The following is a 20,789-nucleotide window of genomic DNA, read 5'->3' as shown; positions in this document are numbered from 1 at the left end:
TTTTTATGCAAACAGCAATTTGTTCGGCTTTGTCTATTGTTCATCCTATTGAATTGATTAAAGGTCAAAATGCCCATGTTTGGGATGTATCGGGTAAGCAATACATTGATTTTGTCGGTGGTATTGGCGTATTGAATTTAGGACATTGTCACCCACGCATTGTCGCTGCGATTCAAAATCAAGCCTCACAATTGATTCATTCTGCTTTTAATGCTGTCCCACATCAGCCTTATATGCAACTCGCACAAGCATTGAGCAATTTCATTCCAAGCAAGACACCGTTTGATGTGTTGTTGGCCAATAGTGGCGCTGAAGCCACCGAAAATGCCTTGAAAATTGCTCGTTTGAAAACTGGGCGTACAGGCGTGATTGCATTTGATGGTGGTTTTCATGGCCGTACTTTGGCTGCGGTGAATTTGAATGGCAAAGTTGCGGCTTACAAAACCAAATTGGGATCTTTGCCGGGTCCTGTTTACCACATTCCATATCCAAGTGAAGACAACGGTATCACAGCCGCGCAAGCAAAAATCGCTTTAGAGCGTGTTTTGAGTGTGGAAGTAGACATCAATAATATTGCTGCCATCATCGTAGAACCAATTATTGGTGAAGGTGGTTTTCAATTGTTAAATCCAGAATTTGCGGTCTATTTGCGCCGTTTTTGTGATGAAAATGGCATTGCGCTGATTTTTGATGAGGTGCAATCAGGCTTTGGTCGCAGCGGCAAACGCTTTGCGTTTGAACATTTGAATGTGGCGCCAGATTTATTATTGATGGGTAAAAGTATTGCAGGTGGCGTGCCTTTGGGTGCTGTGGCAGGTGATGTTAAATGGATGGGCGATTTGCCTAAAGGCAGTTTGGGCGGCACATATTCAGGCAATCCTTTGGCGTGTGCGGCGGCATTGGCAACAATAGACATCATGTCGCAAGAGGATTTTTTTGCACAAGTGGCACACAACTATTCTGAAGTAGTGAGTGCTTACCATCAAAAATGGCAAGAGCAAGGTTTGCCTGTGGGACGTTTGACCGGTGTCGGCTCGATGCGTGGCATTGAATTGGTGGATGCTGAGGGTCAGCCCGATACAGATTTGTTGGCGAAAATTTTGCCAGCAGCGCGTGAGCAAGGTTTGTTGTTGATGCCATCTGGTAAATACCGCAACGTGATTCGCTTGTTGCCGCCTTTGACGATTGAAACCGATGTGTTGGTTGAAGGTTTGGAATTGCTGGGTCGCTTGTTGGCAGAGCAAACTGTCGCAACGCTTGCATAAGGTAGCACTGCGATGATTCCGATTCATGTGGCAGCAAAACCATTGACCGAACAGTTTTTAAGCGTCCTGAAACAACAAGGATTTGATGGCGACATTGAAACCAGCGATGCACAACGGACGGTTTATGCAACCGACAATTCGGTGTATGAGCGTACGCCACAAGCAATTGTGTTGCCCAAAACCACGCAAGACTTGCAGGCAATCACACGTTTGTTGGCACAGCCACATTTTCAAAGTGTGACCATCACAGCTCGTGGTGGTGGTACGGGGACGAATGGTCAGTCTTTGACCGATGGCATTGTCGTGGATGTGTCGCGTCACATGAATCAGATTTTAAACATTGATGTGGCCAAGCGTCAGGTTACAGTACAAGCAGGTGTGGTCAAAGACCAATTGAATGCGGCCTTAAAACCATATGGCTTGTTTTTTGCGCCCGAATTGTCCACCTCCAACCGCGCCACCGTCGGTGGCATGATCAATACCGATGCCAGCGGTCAAGGCAGTTGCACATATGGCAAAACGCGTGACCATGTTTTGGGTTTAAAAACCGTATTGCTTGGCGGCGAAGTTTTGGAATCCAAAGCTTTGTCGGTTTCATCTTGGCAACAAGACATTGTGCAGTTGCCTGAGTCATTACAAAACAAATTCAAATCCTTATATGAATTGGTCCATCAAAATCAGCAAGCGATACAAGACGCTTTTCCTGAGCTCAATCGCTGTTTGACGGGCTACGATTTGCCGCATGTGTTGGAGCGCGATCAATTCAATATCAACAGTGTGTTGTGTGGCGCAGAAGGATCACTTGGCTTGATCGCCGAAGCCACGCTCAACGTGTTGCCCATTCCAACTCAGCGCATATTGGTCAATATCAGTTATGCCAACTTTCAGGACGCTTTGAACGATGCCAATGCATTAATGGCCAAGCAGCCGTTGTCGATTGAAACAGTAGATTCCAAAGTATTGGGTTTGGCTAAAGCCGATATTGTTTGGAACCAAGTAGCGGAATTTTTCCCTGAACAAGCAGGCAAAGCGGCGGTGATGGGCATCAATTTGGTTGAGTTTGCAGGCGATGATGCGCCGCAATTGCAGCAAACTGTGCAGAAATTTTTACAGCATTTACAGGACGATTCAAGCGTTGAACGTTTGAATGTGACGCAAGCGCAAGGTGCGGTAGCGATTGAGCGGGTATACAGCATGCGCAAGCGTTCGGTGGGTTTGCTTGGCAATGTGCAAGGCGAGCGTCGTCCGCAGCCATTTGTGGAAGACACCGCTGTACCACCACAAAATTTGGCCGCTTACATTGCCGAATTTCGCCAAGTTTTGGATGAGATGCAAGTGGAATATGGCATGTTTGGGCATGTGGATGCAGGCGTGTTGCATGTGCGTCCTGCATTGGACATGAAAAATTCAAGCGATGCGGCCAAAATCAAACCGATTACCGATGCGGTGGTGGCTTTGGTGCACAAACACGGTGGCGTGTTGTGGGGCGAGCATGGCAAAGGTTTGCGTTCTGAATATGCGCCGACGTTTTTTGGTGCGGTGTATCCGTTGATTCAACAAGTTAAAGCTTTGTTTGATCCACACAACCAATTTAATCCGGGAAAAATCGCCACGCCTACCACGCAACCACACGCGCGTTTGACGGCAGTGGATGAAGTGACGTTTCGAGGTGAATTAGACCAAAAAATTGCCACGCCTGTGTGGAACAGTTTTCACAATGCGGTGCATTGCAATGGCAATGGTGCGTGCTACAACTACGACACCCATGATGCGATGTGTCCATCTTGGAAAGCTTTGCGTGATCGTGTGCATTCGCCCAAAGGGCGTGCAAGTTTGATGAAAACGTGGTTGCGTGAGCAAGGCGATGTGTTGGCGCAAGAAAACCACATTCAAAACCAATCGACTTTTCAATCTGTCATGCATCAAATCGCTTTGCGCTTTCAGGACGCTTCTAAACGCAGCGATGATTTTTCACATGAAGTATATGACGCGATGAAAGGCTGTTTGTCGTGTAAGTCTTGCGCAGGACAATGTCCTGTCAAAGTGAATGTACCAGACTTCAAAGCGCGTTTTTTACAGCTTTATCATCATCAAAATCCCCGTCCATTGCGTGACTTTGCCATCGGACAATTGGAAACAGGTTTGCCGATTCTGACGCGTTTTCCAAAAGCTTACAACATGGTGATGGACAACACTTGGGTGCAACGTTTGCAAGAAAAAGTGTTGAAATTGGTCGATGCACCACGCATGAGTGATGAAGCGGTGCTCGATTGGGCACATTTCAATGTGACGGTTTTGGATGAAAAATCTTTGGCACAGTTTGATGCGCACCGTTTTAATTCTAGCAACAGCGTGTTGTTATTACAGGACGCTTTCACACGTTATTTTGATACGCCTGTATGGATGGCGTGGTTGCGTTTGTTGCAACGCTTGAGCATTAAAGTGTTTGTGTTGCCGTTTGCTGCCAATGGCAAGCCCTTGCAAGTGCATGGTTTTTTGGGCCAGTTTGAGCGTTTGGTGCGCAAAAATACCGCATTTTTAGAACGTGCGGCACAAACAGGTTTGCCGCTAGTGGGTTTGGACCCTGCGATGACTTTGGTGTATCGCCAAGAATATCCCAAAGCTTTGAACATGCGTGAATTGCCATTTGAAGTGTTGTTGCCGCAAGAATGGTTGGCGACGCGTTTGGATGAATTGACTTTGCGCTCGCCACATCCGAATGAAGTCTTCACATTGGCAGGGCATTGCACCGAAAAAACCAATGCACCGAACGCCACACGCCAATGGCAGCAAATTTTCACCCATTTTGGTCTGACCTTAAATACTGTCACCACAGGTTGTTGTGGCATGTCAGGCACTTATGGTCACGAAGCCGAACACCAAGACACTTCCAAAAAAATTTACAGCCAATCTTGGCAGCCAATGTTGGCACAAGCATTGGATACCAAACGGGTTTTGGCAACAGGCTATTCTTGCCGCAGCCAAGTCAAACGATTGAGCCACACCCGTTTGCAACATCCCGTAGAAGCTTTATTGAAACACCTTTCGTAAACCATAACGACATTGATTTTTCAGGAGCCACCCATGACACAATTGACCGCTCAACGCAGCGATACCATTAGCCCAGACCAAATCCGTGCGCGTTTTTCGCAAGCGATGTCGGACATGTACCAACAAGAAGTGCCTTTGTATGGCGATTTGATTCAGTTGGTTGCGGATGTGAATGCCGATTATTTGACCAAAAATCCGCAAGAAGAATTGATTTTGGCCAATAGCCAAGAGTTGTCACGCTTAAATTTAGAGCGTCATGGCGCCATTCGTGTGGGCAAGCCTGAAGAATTGTTCAATATTCGCCGTGTGTTTGCGGTGATGGGTATGTATCCTGTGGCGTATTACGATTTGGCTTCAGCGGGCGTGCCTGTGCATTCAACGGCTTTTCGTGCGGTAACGGCTGAAGCCATGACTGAAAGTCCATTTCGTGTATTTTGTTCGTTGTTGCGTTTGGAATTGATTGATGACGAAGATTTGCGTGAACGTGCGCAAGCGATTTTGGACAAACGCAATATCTTTACTGAAGAAGCTTTGCGCTTGGTCGATGTGGCGGAACAAAATGGTGGTTTGACAGAAGAAGAAGCGAATGTGTTTGTCAATGAAGCTTTGGAGACATTCCGTTGGCATTCAGATGCCACCGTTACCGCAGATGAATACGATGCGTTGAGCAGCCAGCACCGTTTGATTGCGGATGTGGTGGCATTCAAAGGACCGCATATTAATCATTTGACCCCGCGCACGTTGGACATTGACGAAGTGCAGCGTTTAATGCCTGAGCGTGGCATTGATGCTAAATTGTCAGTAGAAGGCCCACCACGTCGTCACTGCCCGATTTTATTGCGCCAAACCAGTTTCAAAGCGTTGAACGAAGACATCCGCTTTACCGATCAAGCTGAAGGTGAAATGGGCAAACATTCGGCTCGTTTTGGTGAAATTGAGCAGCGTGGCGTGGCTTTGACCGCTAAAGGTCGTGCGATGTACGACCAATTGCTCGAAGAAGTGCGTGTGAAAATCGGTGGGGCGCCAACGGCAGCGAATTTGGATACGTATTACACCGAATTGGCTCAAATTTTCAGCGTGTTGCCTGATACGCATGCACAATTGCATGATGAGGGTTTGGCTTTTTACCATTATCGTGCCAGTGCAAAAGGCATCGAATTGGCAGGTCAATTGGATGCGTCTTTGAGCACGGCACAATTGTTGGAACAAGGTTATTTGAGTATTGAACCGATGACTTATGAAGACTTTTTACCAGTGTCTGCGGCAGGCATTTTCCAGTCGAATTTGGGCGATGCGGCACGTGGTTCGGCTTATGGTTCTATGTCTAACCAAGATTTGTTTGAGCGTGATTTGGGGCAAAAAGTATTGAGCGAAATGGATTTGTACGCACAAGACAGTGCACAATCTTTACAGGACGCTTTGAAAGTTTTGGGTTTGTAAGACTGAATGGATTTTTTTGCTTGGGTCCCTTAGTCATTTAAGGGTTGATAGCACAACAGTGGATGACATCACGCTGTTGTGCTTTTTTATCTGTTGTGCTTATTTAAAATGAATCAAGCGTCCTGTAAACATTACAGGACGCTTGATCATGTGCTTAATAAAAATTGGATGCTGTTTTATTTGTTACAGGATGCTGCACTGTGACAAGCGGATTTTGGTCGCCATTTGCGCCAAACGGTATCGCCAAATTGAATACATGCTACGCCAATTAATAAAATCAAAATACCGATGCTTTGCATCAAATTGATGGTTTCGCCTGCAAACATATAGCCTATCACCAGAGCGACCACAGGCGGCAAGTAAGTCGAAGTCGATGCCAAGACTGCACCCATGGTTTCAATCAAATAATAATAAGCCAAATAAGCGATGCCTGTGCCCATCACGCCCAAGCCTAAAATTAAGGCGATGGTGGCGTGGGTGGATTGGAACACATTGCCCAAATTGGCAGTGGGTGTGGTGAATAATAAGCTGAGAAAAGCAAAAACCATTTGATAAGCTGACAAAGCGATGGGCTTGATTTTCAAAGGTGCCAAATATTTGCGTGCGTATACAAACGACAAGCCAATGAGCAAAGAGCCACTTAATATCGCTGCCACGCCTAATATATTGATACCACCTTCGGCCTTCCAAGGTTCTGCAATGAAAACGATGCCCGCACTTGCCCAAGCCATTCCCAACATGGCCGCACGACTCACACTTTCTTGGCGCAAGAAAATCATACTGCTGATAAAAGTAAACAAAGGAATTGATGCGCTCAAAACACCTGCAATGCCTGAAGGCATGAGTTTGGTGCCATAAGCATATAAGATGTAATACAACGAAGTTGCCAGTAAAGACATGATAAAAAAGTGATGCGCATAGCGCAAATGTTGCCAAGACATGGCTTTGCTGATGATGGCAATGATTAACAGTGGCACCATGCCACACAAAATTCGCCACCAAACCAATTCGATGGGACTCAAATATGGCAGTGCCATTTGTGTGAAATAGGGATTGCATCCCCATACAAGACCTAAAATGACAAAAATAGTCCAAGTCTGTGTTTTCATGAAAAACTTATCCTGTGAAAATAGTCAGATACAGTTAAAAAATACATGCTCACAGGATAAAGGTTTTTGGTTTAGTTTTAATGCGAGTTTTGTTTAGTTTTGCTGTTTAAACCACGCAATCAATTCTTCAGGTAATGGCTTGTGTTTGTCATGAATCAAATAAAAAGCATCTTGTTGAAAATCTGGAAAACTGTCTAAGATTTTCAAGCGTCCTGTTTCTAAGTGTTCTCGGATAAAAAATCTATCTATCAAGCACATACCTAATTTATTTAAGCATGTGTGCATAGATAATGCTGCGGTACTCATGCGAATAGAGCGCATGTTTTGAATCTTCATAGACAAATCGGGAATGTGGGTTTCAAAGTGGTGGCTGTCACCGATAAAAGTTAAGTTTAAATATTTTTCCTCAGCGATATTTTGGTGGTAGACATCGTATAAATCAGCATGACATACCAAAACCCAATCACGATGGTATAAAAGATAAGAGGAGTGCGCCACACTAAACGGAGGATTGTCTTGGCGAATGGCGATGTCTACGCCATCTTCAATAAAATTGGCACGTTGTGGTGAGGCGATAATGCGGATAGGACCTTGTAAGAGCTGTTGTAAAGATGACAAACGTGGAATCAACCAACATTCGGCAAAAGTGGGCGTACAGCTGATAATCCATTCGCGTTGGTTGATTGTCAGACGTTGGGTAGATTGATCAATCAAGTCGAAAGCACGCCGCAAATCGGCTAAATAAAATCGACCTTGTTCGGTGAGGGACAATTCTTTGCCATGACGTTCAAAAAGCTTCACGTCTAATGTTTGTTCTAATTTATGTAAGTGCTGGGAAACGGCACCTTTGCTAATGCCTAACTCATTGGCAGCACGAGTGATATTGTGAAAGCGACCGACTGAGGTAAATACTCGCAGTGCGGTTAAGGAGGGATGTTGGGATTCATAATTGCTCACATATACCCTTAAGGTTAAGGCACCTTAAAATCAGGTTTAAGGTGCCTAAAGTGCTGAGATGAAGTCTGTTAAAATTGCATCTTTATGGTAAATGCATTATTACATAGCCACTTCCCATTTGTCGCCTTTGGCGATGTAAACGGTTTGAGCGCTGTCTTTTAAATCACCTTTTTCATCAAATGCAATCGCACCAGTGATGCCTTGCATTTGGGTTTTGCGAATCAATGGCGCGTATTTGGCAGGGTCGGCACTTTTGGCTTGATCCATAGCTGCAATGATGACATGGGTAGCATCGTAAGAGTAAGGTGCAAATGTGGCAATCGGTTGGTTGTAAGCGGCTTGATAGCGTGTAGCAAACTCGCTGTAACCAGGCATTTTGTCCGTGGTCGCACCTGCTGTTGAGGCGTATACACCATCAATTGGACCAATCATCTTCAACATTTCTTCGCTTTTAATGCCATCAGAACCCATAAATTGAGCAGTCACACCTTGTTTGCGCAATTCTTTTGCCAAAGGACCAGCTTGTGCATCCATGCCACCGTATAAGACAAAATCAGGTTGTTTGGTTTTAATCGCAGTTGCAACCGAGCTGAATTCAGCCGAGGTTGTGGTGGTGAATTCGGTTGACAACATTTTGGCGCCTAATTTTTCAGCTTCTTTACCAAAGTCAGTTGCCAAACCTTCGCCATAAGCACCTTTGTCATGTACCAAGCTGAAGGTTTTGATGCCTAATTTTTCAACCGCAAATTTAGCCATGCCAACAGCTTGTTGCGCATCACTGGCAATCACACGATAAACATGTTCAAAACCTTGTTGGGTGTATTTGGCACCAGTGACAGAATAAGTGATGTGTGGAATTTTGGCAGTATCATAAGTCATACTCGCAGGAATGGCAGTACTGGAAGTAAAGTGACCTACCACCGCACTGACTTTTTTGTCGACCAAACGATCTGCCATTTGCGTGGCAACACGAGGATCTGCCATATCGTCTTCTGAAATCAATTCAAATGTGACAGGTTTACCATCCCAAACCAATTTTTTGTTGTTGGCATCTTCAATCGCCAATTTAATACCATTGGCAGAATCTACGCCCCAGTGAGTCAATGGGCCTGTTAATGGATTCACCGTACCAATCAAAACTGTAATGCCTTCTCCTGAAGTGGCACTAGCAGGCTTAGCATCTGCTGACGCAGCAGCTTTTTCTGTGTTTTGACCACAGGCAGCTAAAGCCAGAGCCATGATACTTAAACTACCCAAATACAATCCTGATTTGATGATGTGCATAGCCTGTCTTCCTATTACATTGAGGGTTGTTGTTTGGATTCAGGCTAATATTCTAAACAATTCAATTCAAACGAAAAAATAGACAATACTCATTCCAATTAGGAATCATAAGACATGCATATGTATTTATTCATTTTGAAATAAATTGACTAAGGATTGATTTGTATGGTGAAGGCATTTATTCATAGATTATTAAGATTTTTTTAAAAATAGATATCTGCTAAAAAAAAAGTCAAAATGAATGTTATTTTTTGTTAAAAAAATCAAAATTAGTCGTACATAACGTGATGTTTGGCGAGGTATATTTGAGGTAGATGGTATGGTGAATGTCGAGTATTGGAAGACAGCTTGTCTTGAGCTGTGTTATTTGGGTTGAATTTTCCAATTGTTTCATCTGTTGCAATCGATAGCAAGCCGCCTGATTGTCAGTCACATCGGAGCTGTCAACAGATTGATTCATGTACCCATTTTGGGGTGTATTGCTGCTCATTGACCATAGCAACAATGGCTGTTCATTGTATCGGATGTTCAATCATTGCGCTGTTTGGGATCAATACGAGCCACTCGCTGTAATATTTCAAATGAGTAAGTATGATTCATTTGAATATGTTCTCAGAAAACGAGGTTTCTGAGAACATAGGGATGGTCATTCTGTAAACACCAAATAAGCTCTTTCAATGTCTTTCAGGACGCTTGTAAATACTGATTCAACATGTCTTTGATGTCTTGTTGCAAGCTGCGTGGGCTGATAATGGTGATATGTGGCAACCAGTATTTCACCATAGGCAATACCTCTACAGGATTGATGTCTCGACATTGAATAATCAAATCACCATTGGGCAAGGTTTCGAGTATATCTTGATTGGGAAACTGTGCTTGGCGGCGAAAATACGGTGCAATATTGTGATTGACCTGTAAAGTGATTTGTTGAATTTGATTACCATGATACAAACTGTCACTGTGACGCAGTTTTTCTTTCAAATTTTGGTCACATTCAAAAGTTGTCGACAAAATTTCAACATTGGATATTTGTTTGAAATTGTAGGTTTTTTCTTTGCCTTGATCAAGACCGATGACATACCAAATGCCGTTTTTATTCACCAAGCCATATGGGGCGATGGTATAAGGTTTGGCTTGTTTTTCATTGATTTTGCAATAATCAAAATACACCATATGATACGAATCAATGGCTTGTTCTAATTGTAAAAACTGTTGTTTTAAACCTTGAATATTTTCATATTTTAGACCTTTGACCAAGATGTGGTCTTTCAGCAAATTGTCTAAGAATGCTTGGTCTATGGGTGGAAACAATTCTTTAATTGCAGCAAACCGACAAAAACGGGTTAAGGTTTCCAAATTGGTATGCTGCATTTTTTGGGTGTCGAGGCGATAAAATTGCGGACCTGTTTCCAACCATGGCAGATTATCGAGTCGCTGACCCAAATCGCGCTTGATGGTTTTGAGGGACACTCCATATTTTTCTGCCAAACCGTGGGCAGATAAGCGCTGGCCAGAGTGCAAATCCACCAAGATGGCACTCAATCGCTCCGCTAGTTTTTTGGTATTGGCTGACATAGATTTAAAGTTTTGATATGTATTGTTCAAACAGCTGATCTAATATGTGAACAGGCTGGCGTTCTAATGGTGTGTTATCACAATTGAAGCATTCTAAAGGTCCAGTGATGGTCTCTGATTTTTGAATGGGACCACGCAATTGACATTTTGGGCAAGTTAATTGAAATGAGTGAGCGCCGAATGACATGTTATTTACTCCCAATGGTAGTGAAACAAATAAAATGAACCAATTACTTTAAATATTAGCTCATTATTCAGCATAATACTTTCTTGTAAAGAATTTTTTATGACAAACAGGAAAATTTGTCATAAAAATTTAGCTTTTATGTCGCTTAAGCAGGTTATTTAACATAGAAATGTTTTATTCAATATTTTTAGGATTGGAGCCGAATTGGTTGTCATCTGGTGTGCCATCGGTACACATTAAAATAATGAACCAAATACCGCCTACCAATGGTATTAAACCAATCAATATCCACCAACCTGATTTGTTGATGTCATGTAATCTGCGTACGCTGACCGCAAGTTGAGGTAAAAAAACTGCCACACAAAATAACCAATAAGGTAAAGATAAGACACTTGCAGTTTCTTCGGAAATGGTTGACCCGACCAGAACCAAGAGCTATAGTCATTTCTGGTGTATGACGAACAAATGAAGAAGGCGTATCCTGTTGATTGATTTCCGACCAAAGATTTCAACCAACAAAAGGAATACGCCATGACTGATTCTAACCCAAATGCATTCGTACAACCACAGCAAACATTCAATGACCCATTGACCGATTTGCTGCGTCAGGGAGCCAGGGAGTTGATTGCCAAAGCAGTTGAAACCGAATTGCAGATTTTGCTGGAGCAACACTCACCCAAGAAACTTCCCGATGGTCGCCAAGCATTGGTCAGAAATGGTTATTTGCCGGAACGAACAGTGCAGACTGGCATTGGTGATGTACAGGTGAAAGTGCCGAAGGTACGAGATCGCAGTGGTGACGGTGTGTGTTTCAACAGTCAATTGTTGCCGCCTTATTTGAAACGTACCAAAAGCATCGAAGAATTGCTGCCATGGCTGTATTTGAAAGGCATTTCCACAGGTGACCACCAACAAGCTTTGGCGGCTGTATTGGGAGAGCAGGCCAAAGGCTTGTCAGCCAATACCATCAGTCGTTTGAAGCAACATTGGACGGACGAACATCGGCAATGGAGCCAGCGGGATTTAAAGGGCAAACGCTATGTGTATTGGTGGGCCGATGGCATTTACAGCAATGTGCGATTGGACGATAGACTGTGTTTGCTGGTCATCATTGGTGTGACTGATCAAGGACATAAAGAGTTGGTGGCGGTTGAAGATGGTTATCGGGAATCTGAAGTCAGTTGGTCAGAAGTGTTGATAGGCTTGCGTTTGAGGGGTTTGGAAACCAGTCCAAAATTGGCGGTCGGCGATGGTGCGTTGGGCTTTTGGAATGCCATGGCCAAGTCTTATCCAGACACCAAACATCAGCGCTGTTGGGTGCACAAAACGGCCAATGTGTTGGCAGCCGTACCCAAATCGGTACAAGGCAAATTGCGAGAGGCTTTGAAAGAAATTTGGATGGCCGAAACCAAAGAAAGTGCAGAACAAGCCTTCAAACAAACAGTGGCTCGCTTTGGTGACAAATACCCCAAAGCCATTAACAAACTGGTGAAGGATGAAGAAGAGTTATTGGCATTCTATGACTTTCCAAATGTGCATTGGACGCACATCCGCACCACCAACCCGATTGAATCCACGTTTGCTACCGTACGATTGCGTAGTAAGCGGGCTAAAAACTGCGGTTCCAGAGAAACCACTTTGGCGATGGTGTACAAATTATTGGAAACGGCCCAAAAGCGTTGGCGCCGGATTCAAGGATTCAACTTATTGACCTTGGTGGTCAACAACGTCATCTTCAAAGATGGCAAGCAGGAAGACGAGCAATCAACAGAGAAAGCGGCCTGAATGCCATACACCAGATTTGACAATAACTCCAGAACCAAATACAACAACCCTAAAGAAATCAGATTGAAAAATAAGAAAAATCCCCAGTATTCACGGCGACGTGAACGTCCTGTAAATTGGGTGTATTTGTCTTTGACGGCGGTCACTGCATGTTGCCATAGGCTGATGGCATCGGGTGTGGTTGTGGCTGTGCGAGTCGCTGTGTGTGCAAATTGAATTTTTTGAGTTGGCTCAGGTGAAGGTTTTTTTATGGTCAGAATAGGGTGTACTTGAATGGCAAATTTTTCATCCGCTGCCACAAACTCAACCACCTGCCCCGCGGATGGATCATTGGTATGCTGCCATTCAGAGGCACGAAACAAATAGCGTTTGCCATCTTCGGCTTGAATCAAACCGCCACCTTTTTGTAGTGAAAAATCTAAAATTTGACCTTTCATAGAATATCCTTTTGTGTTGTTAAAATGCATATGGCGTTTTTATAGATGGCGTGTTGATATGGCGGTAGCAATGCCGTATGAAAAAAGTATTTTAATGGTTCGTCTTTTGAGAAGCGATTGAAAGGCAGTGTAAGAGCAACGTTGGACAAGATGTGTCCATGGTGATGACATGAATGTTAAAGGCATGAAAAAAGCGTCCTGTAAGTTTACAGGACGCTTTTAGTAATATTGGCAGAGAGGAAGGGATTCGAACCCTCGATACGCTATAAACGTATACACGCTTTCCAGGCGTGCGACTTCAACCACTCATCCACCTCTCTAGATAAGAAGCGCATTATACCGTTAATTTAGAATTATGCAAAATTTGGGTAAATATGGTTAATACATAATTTTTAAGCTCTTGTAATGGTTTTATGAAATTAATTATGAGGATTTATTTTCTAAACATAGCTATTGTGAAATATGGTTATTAGTGCCAATATATTAAAAGCATACGATAATTCAAGGAGTCTAGAATGAAAGCATGGAAAAAATTCAGTTTGATGGCGACGGTTGCAGCAGTGGCTTTGAGTGCTTGTGCAACCGATCCTATGACAGGTCAAGTGGATCGCAACAATACGGTTTTGGGTGCTTTGGGTGGTGCGGCGACTTGCGGTATTGTGGGTGCATTGACTCATGGTAGTAAAGGTGCGCGTAATTCGGCTTTGGCATGTGGCGCCATTGGCGCAGGTGTAGGCGCTTATATGGATCATCAAGAGCGTCAATTGCGTCAAAGTTTGGCGAATACCCAAGTGGAAGTAAACCGTGTGGGTGATGAAATTCGTTTGGTGATGCCAGAAAGTATCACTTTTGCGACAGGTAGTTATCAACTAAACAGTTCAGCTTCTTCTAGCTTGAACTCAGTCAGCAGCGTGTTGGCTCAATATACTGATACTACTATCAATATTGTAGGTCATACCGATAGTACTGGTAGCGATGCGATTAATGAACCTTTGTCACGCAATCGTGCTTCTGCTGTTGCCAATTATTTGGTGAGCCGCAATGTTGCATCTAATCGCATTACGACTGCTGGTGCAGGCTCTCGCCAACCTGTTGCAAGTAACAATACTGTGGCAGGTCGTGCAGAAAATCGCCGTGTAGAAATCACTGTGAATCCTATTCAACGTTGATTGTGTTTTGATTTTGACAAATGCCCAGAAATCTCTGGGCATTTTTTTTATACTATCGTGGTTGGGACTTTGGAGTGCTTCATAAAGTCAGCCAATGACATATTCAATGTTTCCATACTCGGTTGCATGAAATTTTGTACCATTTGCCCGATTTGGTCTTGTTGGTTGTCATGCGGCCTGTAAACAAACAATTCAAAAATAGCCCGTAAATCGATGTTTTGTGGATTGGTTTTGAGTAACCAACCATCATTGTCGCGAGCAACATAATCATAGTGTTGCAATTGTTCTAACATGTCGGTTAATTCGTCATAACCCATATTGATATGGTTTCGAAATGAACGCGTGGGTAAAATTTTGCCTTCATCATGGGCTTGGGCAAGTAAAATCAATATTTTTAAAATATCATCAAAGCGCCCATGTTGCCCTGTATGTCTGTGGAAAGCGTCGCCTTTCCAATAGGATAAAGCATTGGTTAAGATGGCGCCTGACAACAAAATCGCCCACAAAACATTGATCCAAACTAAAAACAAAGGTACGGCCGCAAATGCGCCATAAATGACTTGATAATTGCCGACGTGTCCGAAATAAGAACTGAATATGCGCTTGGCAATTTCTAAAATCACCGCACTCCACAAAGCACCTACCAATGCATGTTTGGCTGGAACATAGCGTGAGGGTACGACACGATACATCAGCCATAACAAAATCATATTGACTAAAATAGAGATGCTAACTTGTAGTAACAATGCCCAAGTTGGGTAATGTAAAGCAAAAATAGATTGTTTGGTTAAGCGTCCTAGTTGAGAAATGGTTAAACCTAGAATGACTGGTCCTAGGGTTAACAATGCCCAATAGACCAATAAACGTGTATGCCAAGGACGCAGTTTGGTGGTGCCCCAGATTTGATTGAAGGCCGTTTCAATGGTGTTAATCAATAAAATGGCTGAAGCCACCAACATGATGATACCGATGGTGGTGAGTTTTGAAGCGTTGTCTAAGAAGCCGAACACATATTCATTGATAATGGTATAACTGGCTTGCGGGACCAAATTGTCGGTGATGAAATCTTGAAATTGACGGGTAATGCCTTCGAACATGGGAAAGGCGGAAATCACCGTCAATGCAATGGTGAAAAATGGCACCAAAGCGAGCAAAGTGGTGAAAGTGAGGCTGGATGAAACTTGAAATAAATGCAGTTGTTGGCAGCGCTTCAAGATGAATATCGCAAACTGCCACAAGCGTTGCTCAGTCAGACATTGCCAAGATTGGGCGATGAAGGATTTCAACATAAAGCGTCCTGAAATACACATAAGTCTGCATTGTAGCGTATTATCTGTATCGCATTGAAATAGATGAAGAAGGTAGACTCATGTTGAAAATATTGGTTTTGTATTACAGCCAAAATGGCAGTGTTTTGAATTTGGCACGAGAAATGGCCAAAGGTATTGAAAGTGTAGAAGGCTGTGAAGCGGTATTGCGCACTGTGCCGAAAATTTCTACGGTATGTGAGCAAGTGCAAGCCGATATTCCTAGCAGTGGTGCACCGTATGCCACGATGGATGATTTGCGTGAATGTGCGGCATTGGCTTTGGGTAGCCCGACCCGTTTTGGTAATATGGCTGCGGCGATGAAGTATTTTTTGGATGGTAGCAGTGGTGTGTGGTTATCAGGGGATTTGATTGGTAAGCCGGCTGTGGTTTTTACCAGTACTTCTACCATGCATGGCGGTCAAGAGTCGACTTTGTTGACGATGATGTTGCCTTTATTACATCAAGGCATGATGGTTTTGGGTGTGCCATTTAGCCAATCGGATATGAGTCACACTCAAACAGGCGGCACACCATATGGTGCATCGCATGTGGCAGGTGCTAATGGCAATCCTGTTTTGAGTGTTGAAGAGAAAAAAGTGGCGTTTTCTCAAGGCGTGCGTTTGGCGCAAACTGCCCGTCAATTGGAAATGGGCAAACAGCATTAATTCACCTATTAATATGGTATGAGTATATGAATTTGAACAGTCAGGCAACTTTAACCACCCAATTGCATCATCGTTCCATTAGAGCATTTACCGAACAAGCTGTGACAGCAGAAATTTGTGATGCATTGTTAGCGGCAGCGTCTTCTGGAGCGACTTCTAATTTTTTACAATCCACTCACATTATTCGCATTACTGATAAACATAAGCGGCAGCAACTGCGTGAGGTGTGTGCCAATCAAGCTTATGTCGAATCAGCACCTGAATTTTGGGTATTTGTGTTGGATGTAGCAAGACATAGCATGTTGGTTGAAAACATACAAACCGATTGGGCAGAAGTGGGCATTATGGGTGCGATTGATGCAGGCATCATGGCGCAAAATGTGTTATTAGCGGCAGAGTCTTTGGGTTTGGGTGGTGTGTATATTGGTGCTTTGCGCAATGATATGGTGAAGGCGGCTGAAATTTTGGCTTTGCCTGAAAAAACCGTTCCTTTGTTTGGTATGTGTTTGGGCTATCCTGCACAAAATCCCAACATGAAGCCAAAACTGCCAACGGCATTGTTTGTCAGTGAAAATACTTATCAAGTACAAGATTTAAATGCTGTTGCTGCTTATGAAGCACAGGTAAAAGCATATTATGTGGAGCGAGGCGCAGAGCCCGCCACATGGCAAGATGCGATTGCCAAGACTTTGTGTAAACCTGTGCGCCCGCATATGTTGCCATTTTTACAGCAGCAAGGCTTGTTTAAGCGTTAAAGTGAAAATAAAGAATCACATCATGGAGCCGTGACTTAAGTCACGGTTTTTTTATGCGATGCGTGAATGATGAATTAATAGACTTACGGTTATTTTTATTGTTTTGGCATGTTTTTTGCATCCATATCTCAAAAGATTGAAGTCATTGCATTTGTTTATGATTTTTTGTGAAATTCCATTCATCTCATGAAGGTATTGAATGTTAAATAAATTTCTCATGCTGAGCATGTTGCTGATGGCTGTTTTTGCCATAGGTTTGGGTGTGCGGCAGGGCTGGGTAGCCCATGGTGTGAGTTTGAATGGAAGATTGGGTTCATCCCAACCCTCGGAATCTGCTTCAGTGGCCCATCAATGGCAATGGTGTTTGGCAGTGGTTGTGCCATTGGTCGTTTTTTTATTTTTAATTTGATGGTTGTTTAATATATCCAATAGCAATTTCGATAGCATGATTCAATCCTTTTAATGGGGCTCATCCCTGTTATCATCAAGCGGTATTTTGTTTTGAAAGCTGCTTTTATGAAATCCCGTTTGTTTATTGTTCATGGTTATCAAGCCCATCCACAAAATCATTGGTTTGAATGGTTGTGTCAGCAATTTCCTGCCATTAACAGCCATATTGTTGCTTTGCCAAGCTCACATATGCCCAGTTTGCTTGAGTGGCAACAGGCTTTGCAGCAAGCCATTGGTGATGTGGATGAACAGACTTATATTGTGGCGCACAGCTTGGGCTGTGTGGCGACTTTGCATTTTTTGTCACAACAAGCTTCCAGCGCACGCTTGGGTGGTTTGTTGTTGGTTGCAGGATTTGCAGAAAAATTAGCTTTATTGCCTGAGTTGGATGAATTCAATCAATATGATTTGCCTTGGGCATTTTTACAGAATATTTCGTTACAAACAACGGTATTGCTTTCAGAAGATGATACCGATGTTTTGCCCGCAGCTACTGCACGTTTGAGCCAACATTTACAGGCCGCTTTAATCCGTTTGCAAGGCTATGGGCATTTTACGCAGCAAGATGGGTGTGTGGTGTTGCCTGAAGCCAAACAGTGGTTGGCGCAAACTTTACAAGCAAACACATAGTCAATACATGACGATGATGGACACATTGGTTATGATGTAGTGGCATTGGAAATCAAGGGTTGAACAATGAAAACATGGATGTTAGTAGTGGCGGTGGCAATGGGCTTGGCTGCGTGTAGCAGCACAAGCAGTATGCACAATGATGCGTATCGACAAATTGCAGTGAAACAAGAGGAAGTGGTGGCACATTTTAATTTGGATGGCAGTGTTACCAATCAAAAAGTAGCCAATGGTTATTATCGCAAATTACTGGGTACGACCACTGATAATCATTTTATCGTGCAAGACTTTTACAGTCGCAATGATCAAAAACAAAGTGATCCTTTGAAAGTGACCAATAAAGAGGCTTTGCAGGTCTTTGACAACCAGCATACAGACAGTGAAGTGACTTTGTATTATGCCAATGGTGCACGTTTGGAAAACAGTTTGTATGACAAAGGAAAATTGGTTGGTAGCAGTACTGCTTATTATCCAAACGGTACGGTATTTCATGTCAATCAATTTGACCAAGGCATGTTGCATGGTCGCAGCCAATATTTTTATTCAGATGGCAAACTTGCTGCGAATTTAGAATATGTCAGCAATCGTTTGGTCAATGTGGAAGGTTGGAGTGAGGCTCAGCAGCCTATTGTAGTGGCTGATATGCCAAAATTTTTGCAAGTATTGCAAAAATTAGACCAACAAAATCAATTGGAAATCATGCGTTTGGCACAATGATGGCATATTTTTATCAAGCGTCCTGTAAAGTTACAGGACGTTTGATGGATTTATAGCAAAGGCTCAATCGGTAAAATGGACAGAAATCTGATCCAAAATCGTTTCATCCATGTGGTTTGAGGCTCTTTTTGATACACCATCGCAGCATAATCGCCATGTTCTAACCACACCAAACGTCCGTTGCTGTCTAATTGTACTTCATAGGCATTGCTAGGCACGTTATTGAGTAAGGTTTCTTTGAAATGGCTGGTCAGTTGTGGATTGTGAATGACAACACCATTTTCAGTATTCACATTGGCAGAGCGTGGGTCCATATTGAAAGAACCAATGAACATTGAACGGTTGTCGATGGCAATGGTTTTGGCATGTAAGCTGGAACCAGAACTGCCAGTCAAACCACGGTCTTTGAAAATCATGGGTTTGATGATGCTGGGCTTGAGTTCATAAAGATTAATGCCTGCTTTGAGCAAAGGTTTGCGGTATTTGGCATAGCCTGCATGCACAGGTGCCACATCGGTTGCGGCTAAGGAGTTGGTCAAAATGGTGATGTGAACGCCATTTTTTGCCAGTTGAACCAGCTCTTTGGTCCCATTTTTAGTTGGCACAAAATAAGGCGATACGATTAATAATTGTTCTTTGGGGTCACCTAGTTCGCGTGACAAATCATTGACGATATTGTGTGTTGGCGTGGCGCCTAAACTTTGTAAGGCTTTGGCTGGGTCATCAGAGACCAATGCAACATCTGACCATTGCAATGGCAAGCGTTGCTCACGCAAGGCATTGGCATAATCAGATTGTGCGACTTGGTTTAAATAATTGCGTTTTTGATTTTGTTGTTCTTGTTGTTGGTGTGGGCTTAATGCCACTGGTGGCGGTGCAACAGAACGGTGTTGTAATACTTGCTCTAAAGAGTAACTGGATTCACTGCGCCAATAGCGTTCAAAATCTTGATTGATGTCATCAACGACTTTGCCTACTGCCAAAACATCCAAATCCATGAACATCGTGCCATCGCCCGCACCAAAATATTCATCTCCAATATTGCGTCCGCCTAAAATAGCCGCTTGTTGGTCAACAATAAACGCTTTGTTGTGCATGCGATGATTCAAGCGTTCAAATTGCGTGATATAGCCCATCCAGCGCATCTTGCGATGGTGAAAAGGGTTGAATAAGCGCACTTGTATGTTCGGATGTGCATCCAAATCACTTAAAAAATAATCCAAACCATCGGTATTGTTGTCGTCCAATAACAAACGCACTTTCACGCCTCGATTGGCGGCACGTTGTAAAGCCTGCGCTAATAAGCGGCCTGAAGTGTCGTTATGCCAAATATAATATTGTAAATCTAAAGTGAATTCTGCCGAATGAATCAAATTGGCTCGTGCCGCAAACGAATCATGGCTGTCTGATAACGGATAAATCCCTGTGAGATTTTGGCGGTCTTGGCGCAATGAGTGAATGACTTGTGCCAGTTGACTGTTGGTAGTGGTGATGTGTTGAACCGGTTCGGTAACCGCAATGGCTGGCGGTAAGCTTGCACAAGCACTTAATAAATGCAGCGTTAAAATCAGCCACAATGAACGAACAATACTCAGACAATGGCGTGGGTGGGTATTTAGAAAATGAAATCGTGCGGGCATATAGGAATCAATCCATTCTTTACATTAAAGTGTAAATTGAATGGGTTGTTCAAAATCAGCGCTGTCTTGACCTTGTGGTAAGGGCTTAAAACGGGTTTTTTGGACTTGTTTTAAAGCTGCTTGGTCTAAATCGGCATGACCTGAGCTGGTTTTGATGTGTGCTTGAGTGACTTTGCCTTGCGCATTCACTTGTCCCAAAATCACCACCAAGCCTTCTTGTTTGGCCAATCTTGCGGCATTGGGATAAAACAATTTGGGTGTGTAAACCACGCTTAAATCGCTGTTATTGGCGCTATGAGCCATAGGTGACCATAATAATGGTAAAGCTAGGGCGGTTACTAAAATACGATATTTAATGTTCAT

Annotated in this window: 19 protein-coding genes and 1 tRNA gene; 10 read left to right on the top strand and 10 right to left on the bottom strand. The window is 43.3% G+C overall.

Annotated elements, in window-relative coordinates:
* Nucleotides 1-5: 5 nt before the first annotated feature.
* The 3 genes from ADP71_RS10105 to hglS are packed head-to-tail and all read left to right on the top strand — an operon-like array spanning nucleotide 6 to nucleotide 5,756.
* Nucleotides 6-1,265 (top strand): 2-aminoadipate transaminase, encoded by a 1,260-nt coding sequence (locus ADP71_RS10105; protein ID WP_019958005.1) that lies wholly within the window; start codon nucleotides 6-8, stop codon nucleotides 1,263-1,265.
* 12 nt (nucleotides 1,266-1,277) lie between these two features.
* Nucleotides 1,278-4,316: a D-2-hydroxyglutarate dehydrogenase YdiJ gene (gene ydiJ, locus ADP71_RS10100; protein ID WP_104932120.1), complete on the top strand. Its 3,039-nt coding sequence runs from the start codon at nucleotides 1,278-1,280 to the stop codon at nucleotides 4,314-4,316.
* A 33-nt stretch (nucleotides 4,317-4,349) separates the two neighbouring features.
* Nucleotides 4,350-5,756: a 2-oxoadipate dioxygenase/decarboxylase HglS gene (gene hglS / locus ADP71_RS10095; RefSeq protein WP_104932119.1), complete on the top strand. Its 1,407-nt coding sequence runs from the start codon at nucleotides 4,350-4,352 to the stop codon at nucleotides 5,754-5,756.
* Nucleotides 5,757-5,932: 176 nt separating this feature from the next.
* On the opposite strand, the gene ADP71_RS10090 is transcribed toward hglS, so the two are convergent.
* The 5 genes from ADP71_RS10090 to ADP71_RS10070 all read right to left on the bottom strand — a co-directional run bounded on the left by ADP71_RS10090 (nucleotide 5,933) and on the right by ADP71_RS10070 (nucleotide 11,300).
* A complete protein-coding gene (locus ADP71_RS10090; protein WP_081619548.1) occupies nucleotides 5,933-6,865 on the bottom strand; it encodes a DMT family transporter in 933 nt (310 codons plus the stop codon).
* 93 nt (nucleotides 6,866-6,958) lie between these two features.
* A complete protein-coding gene (locus ADP71_RS10085; RefSeq protein ID WP_019958009.1) occupies nucleotides 6,959-7,822 on the bottom strand; it encodes a LysR family transcriptional regulator in 864 nt (287 codons plus the stop codon).
* 99 nt (nucleotides 7,823-7,921) lie between these two features.
* A complete protein-coding gene (locus ADP71_RS10080; protein ID WP_019958010.1) occupies nucleotides 7,922-9,106 on the bottom strand; it encodes a branched-chain amino acid ABC transporter substrate-binding protein in 1,185 nt (394 codons plus the stop codon).
* A 684-nt stretch (nucleotides 9,107-9,790) separates the two neighbouring features.
* A complete protein-coding gene (locus tag ADP71_RS10075; protein WP_104932116.1) occupies nucleotides 9,791-10,681 on the bottom strand; it encodes a helix-turn-helix transcriptional regulator in 891 nt (296 codons plus the stop codon).
* A 361-nt stretch (nucleotides 10,682-11,042) separates the two neighbouring features.
* On the bottom strand, nucleotides 11,043-11,300 hold the full coding sequence (locus ADP71_RS10070; protein WP_104932115.1) for a DUF805 domain-containing protein: 258 nt from the start codon (nucleotides 11,298-11,300) through the stop codon (nucleotides 11,043-11,045).
* Between the two features lie 99 nt (nucleotides 11,301-11,399).
* Here ADP71_RS10070 and ADP71_RS10065 point away from each other — a divergent pair, with 99 nt between their 5' ends.
* The gene (locus ADP71_RS10065; RefSeq protein WP_104931213.1) at nucleotides 11,400-12,653 is read left to right on the top strand and encodes an IS256 family transposase; all 1,254 of its coding nucleotides are present in this window, start codon (nucleotides 11,400-11,402) and stop codon (nucleotides 12,651-12,653) included.
* Here ADP71_RS10065 and ADP71_RS10060 read toward each other — a convergent pair.
* On the bottom strand, nucleotides 12,560-13,090 hold the full coding sequence (locus tag ADP71_RS10060; RefSeq protein WP_104932114.1) for a DUF805 domain-containing protein: 531 nt from the start codon (nucleotides 13,088-13,090) through the stop codon (nucleotides 12,560-12,562). The two genes, ADP71_RS10065 and ADP71_RS10060, sit on opposite strands and share 94 nt — an antisense overlap.
* Before the next feature lie 229 nt (nucleotides 13,091-13,319).
* Nucleotides 13,320-13,410 (bottom strand) — tRNA-Ser (locus ADP71_RS10055).
* Nucleotides 13,411-13,605: 195 nt separating this feature from the next.
* Here ADP71_RS10055 and ADP71_RS10050 point away from each other — a divergent pair.
* Nucleotides 13,606-14,259, top strand: coding sequence for an OmpA family protein (locus tag ADP71_RS10050; protein WP_019956995.1), 654 nt, complete (start codon nucleotides 13,606-13,608; stop codon nucleotides 14,257-14,259).
* A 47-nt stretch (nucleotides 14,260-14,306) separates the two neighbouring features.
* Here ADP71_RS10050 and ADP71_RS10045 read toward each other — a convergent pair whose 3' ends face one another.
* Nucleotides 14,307-15,548, bottom strand: a complete 1,242-nt coding sequence (locus tag ADP71_RS10045) for a YihY family inner membrane protein (protein ID WP_104932113.1) — start codon at nucleotides 15,546-15,548, stop codon at nucleotides 14,307-14,309.
* Nucleotides 15,549-15,628: 80 nt separating this feature from the next.
* Between ADP71_RS10045 and wrbA the strand changes: the two genes are divergently transcribed.
* The 5 genes from wrbA to ADP71_RS10020 all read left to right on the top strand — a co-directional run bounded on the left by wrbA (nucleotide 15,629) and on the right by ADP71_RS10020 (nucleotide 18,786).
* The gene (wrbA, locus tag ADP71_RS10040; RefSeq protein ID WP_019956997.1) at nucleotides 15,629-16,234 is read left to right on the top strand and encodes an NAD(P)H:quinone oxidoreductase; all 606 of its coding nucleotides are present in this window, start codon (nucleotides 15,629-15,631) and stop codon (nucleotides 16,232-16,234) included.
* 26 nt (nucleotides 16,235-16,260) lie between these two features.
* Nucleotides 16,261-16,989 carry an oxygen-insensitive NADPH nitroreductase gene (gene nfsA, locus ADP71_RS10035; RefSeq protein WP_171461135.1) on the top strand — a complete coding sequence of 243 codons (729 nt, stop codon included), beginning with the start codon at nucleotides 16,261-16,263 and terminating at the stop codon, nucleotides 16,987-16,989.
* Between the two features lie 199 nt (nucleotides 16,990-17,188).
* On the top strand, nucleotides 17,189-17,398 hold the full coding sequence (locus ADP71_RS10030) for a hypothetical protein (RefSeq protein WP_019956999.1): 210 nt from the start codon (nucleotides 17,189-17,191) through the stop codon (nucleotides 17,396-17,398).
* Between the two features lie 107 nt (nucleotides 17,399-17,505).
* Nucleotides 17,506-18,069, top strand: a complete 564-nt coding sequence (locus ADP71_RS10025; protein WP_040755446.1) for an RBBP9/YdeN family alpha/beta hydrolase — start codon at nucleotides 17,506-17,508, stop codon at nucleotides 18,067-18,069.
* 66 nt (nucleotides 18,070-18,135) lie between these two features.
* Nucleotides 18,136-18,786: a toxin-antitoxin system YwqK family antitoxin gene (locus ADP71_RS10020; RefSeq protein ID WP_155970346.1), complete on the top strand. Its 651-nt coding sequence runs from the start codon at nucleotides 18,136-18,138 to the stop codon at nucleotides 18,784-18,786.
* Between the two features lie 50 nt (nucleotides 18,787-18,836).
* Here ADP71_RS10020 and ADP71_RS10015 read toward each other — a convergent pair whose 3' ends face one another.
* Together ADP71_RS10015 and ADP71_RS10010 are read right to left on the bottom strand one after the other, a co-directional pair.
* Nucleotides 18,837-20,426, bottom strand: coding sequence for a phospholipase D family protein (locus tag ADP71_RS10015; RefSeq protein ID WP_104932111.1), 1,590 nt, complete (start codon nucleotides 20,424-20,426; stop codon nucleotides 18,837-18,839).
* Between the two features lie 24 nt (nucleotides 20,427-20,450).
* On the bottom strand, nucleotides 20,451-20,789 hold the full coding sequence (locus ADP71_RS10010) for an energy transducer TonB (RefSeq protein WP_104932110.1): 339 nt from the start codon (nucleotides 20,787-20,789) through the stop codon (nucleotides 20,451-20,453).

It is taken from the genome of Vitreoscilla sp. C1 (assembly GCF_002951955.2).
Classification (GTDB): Bacteria; Pseudomonadota; Gammaproteobacteria; order Burkholderiales; family Neisseriaceae; genus Vitreoscilla; species Vitreoscilla stercoraria.
The sequence above is the reverse complement of the archived record's forward strand: the minus strand, read 5'-3'. Positions and strand labels throughout refer to the sequence as shown.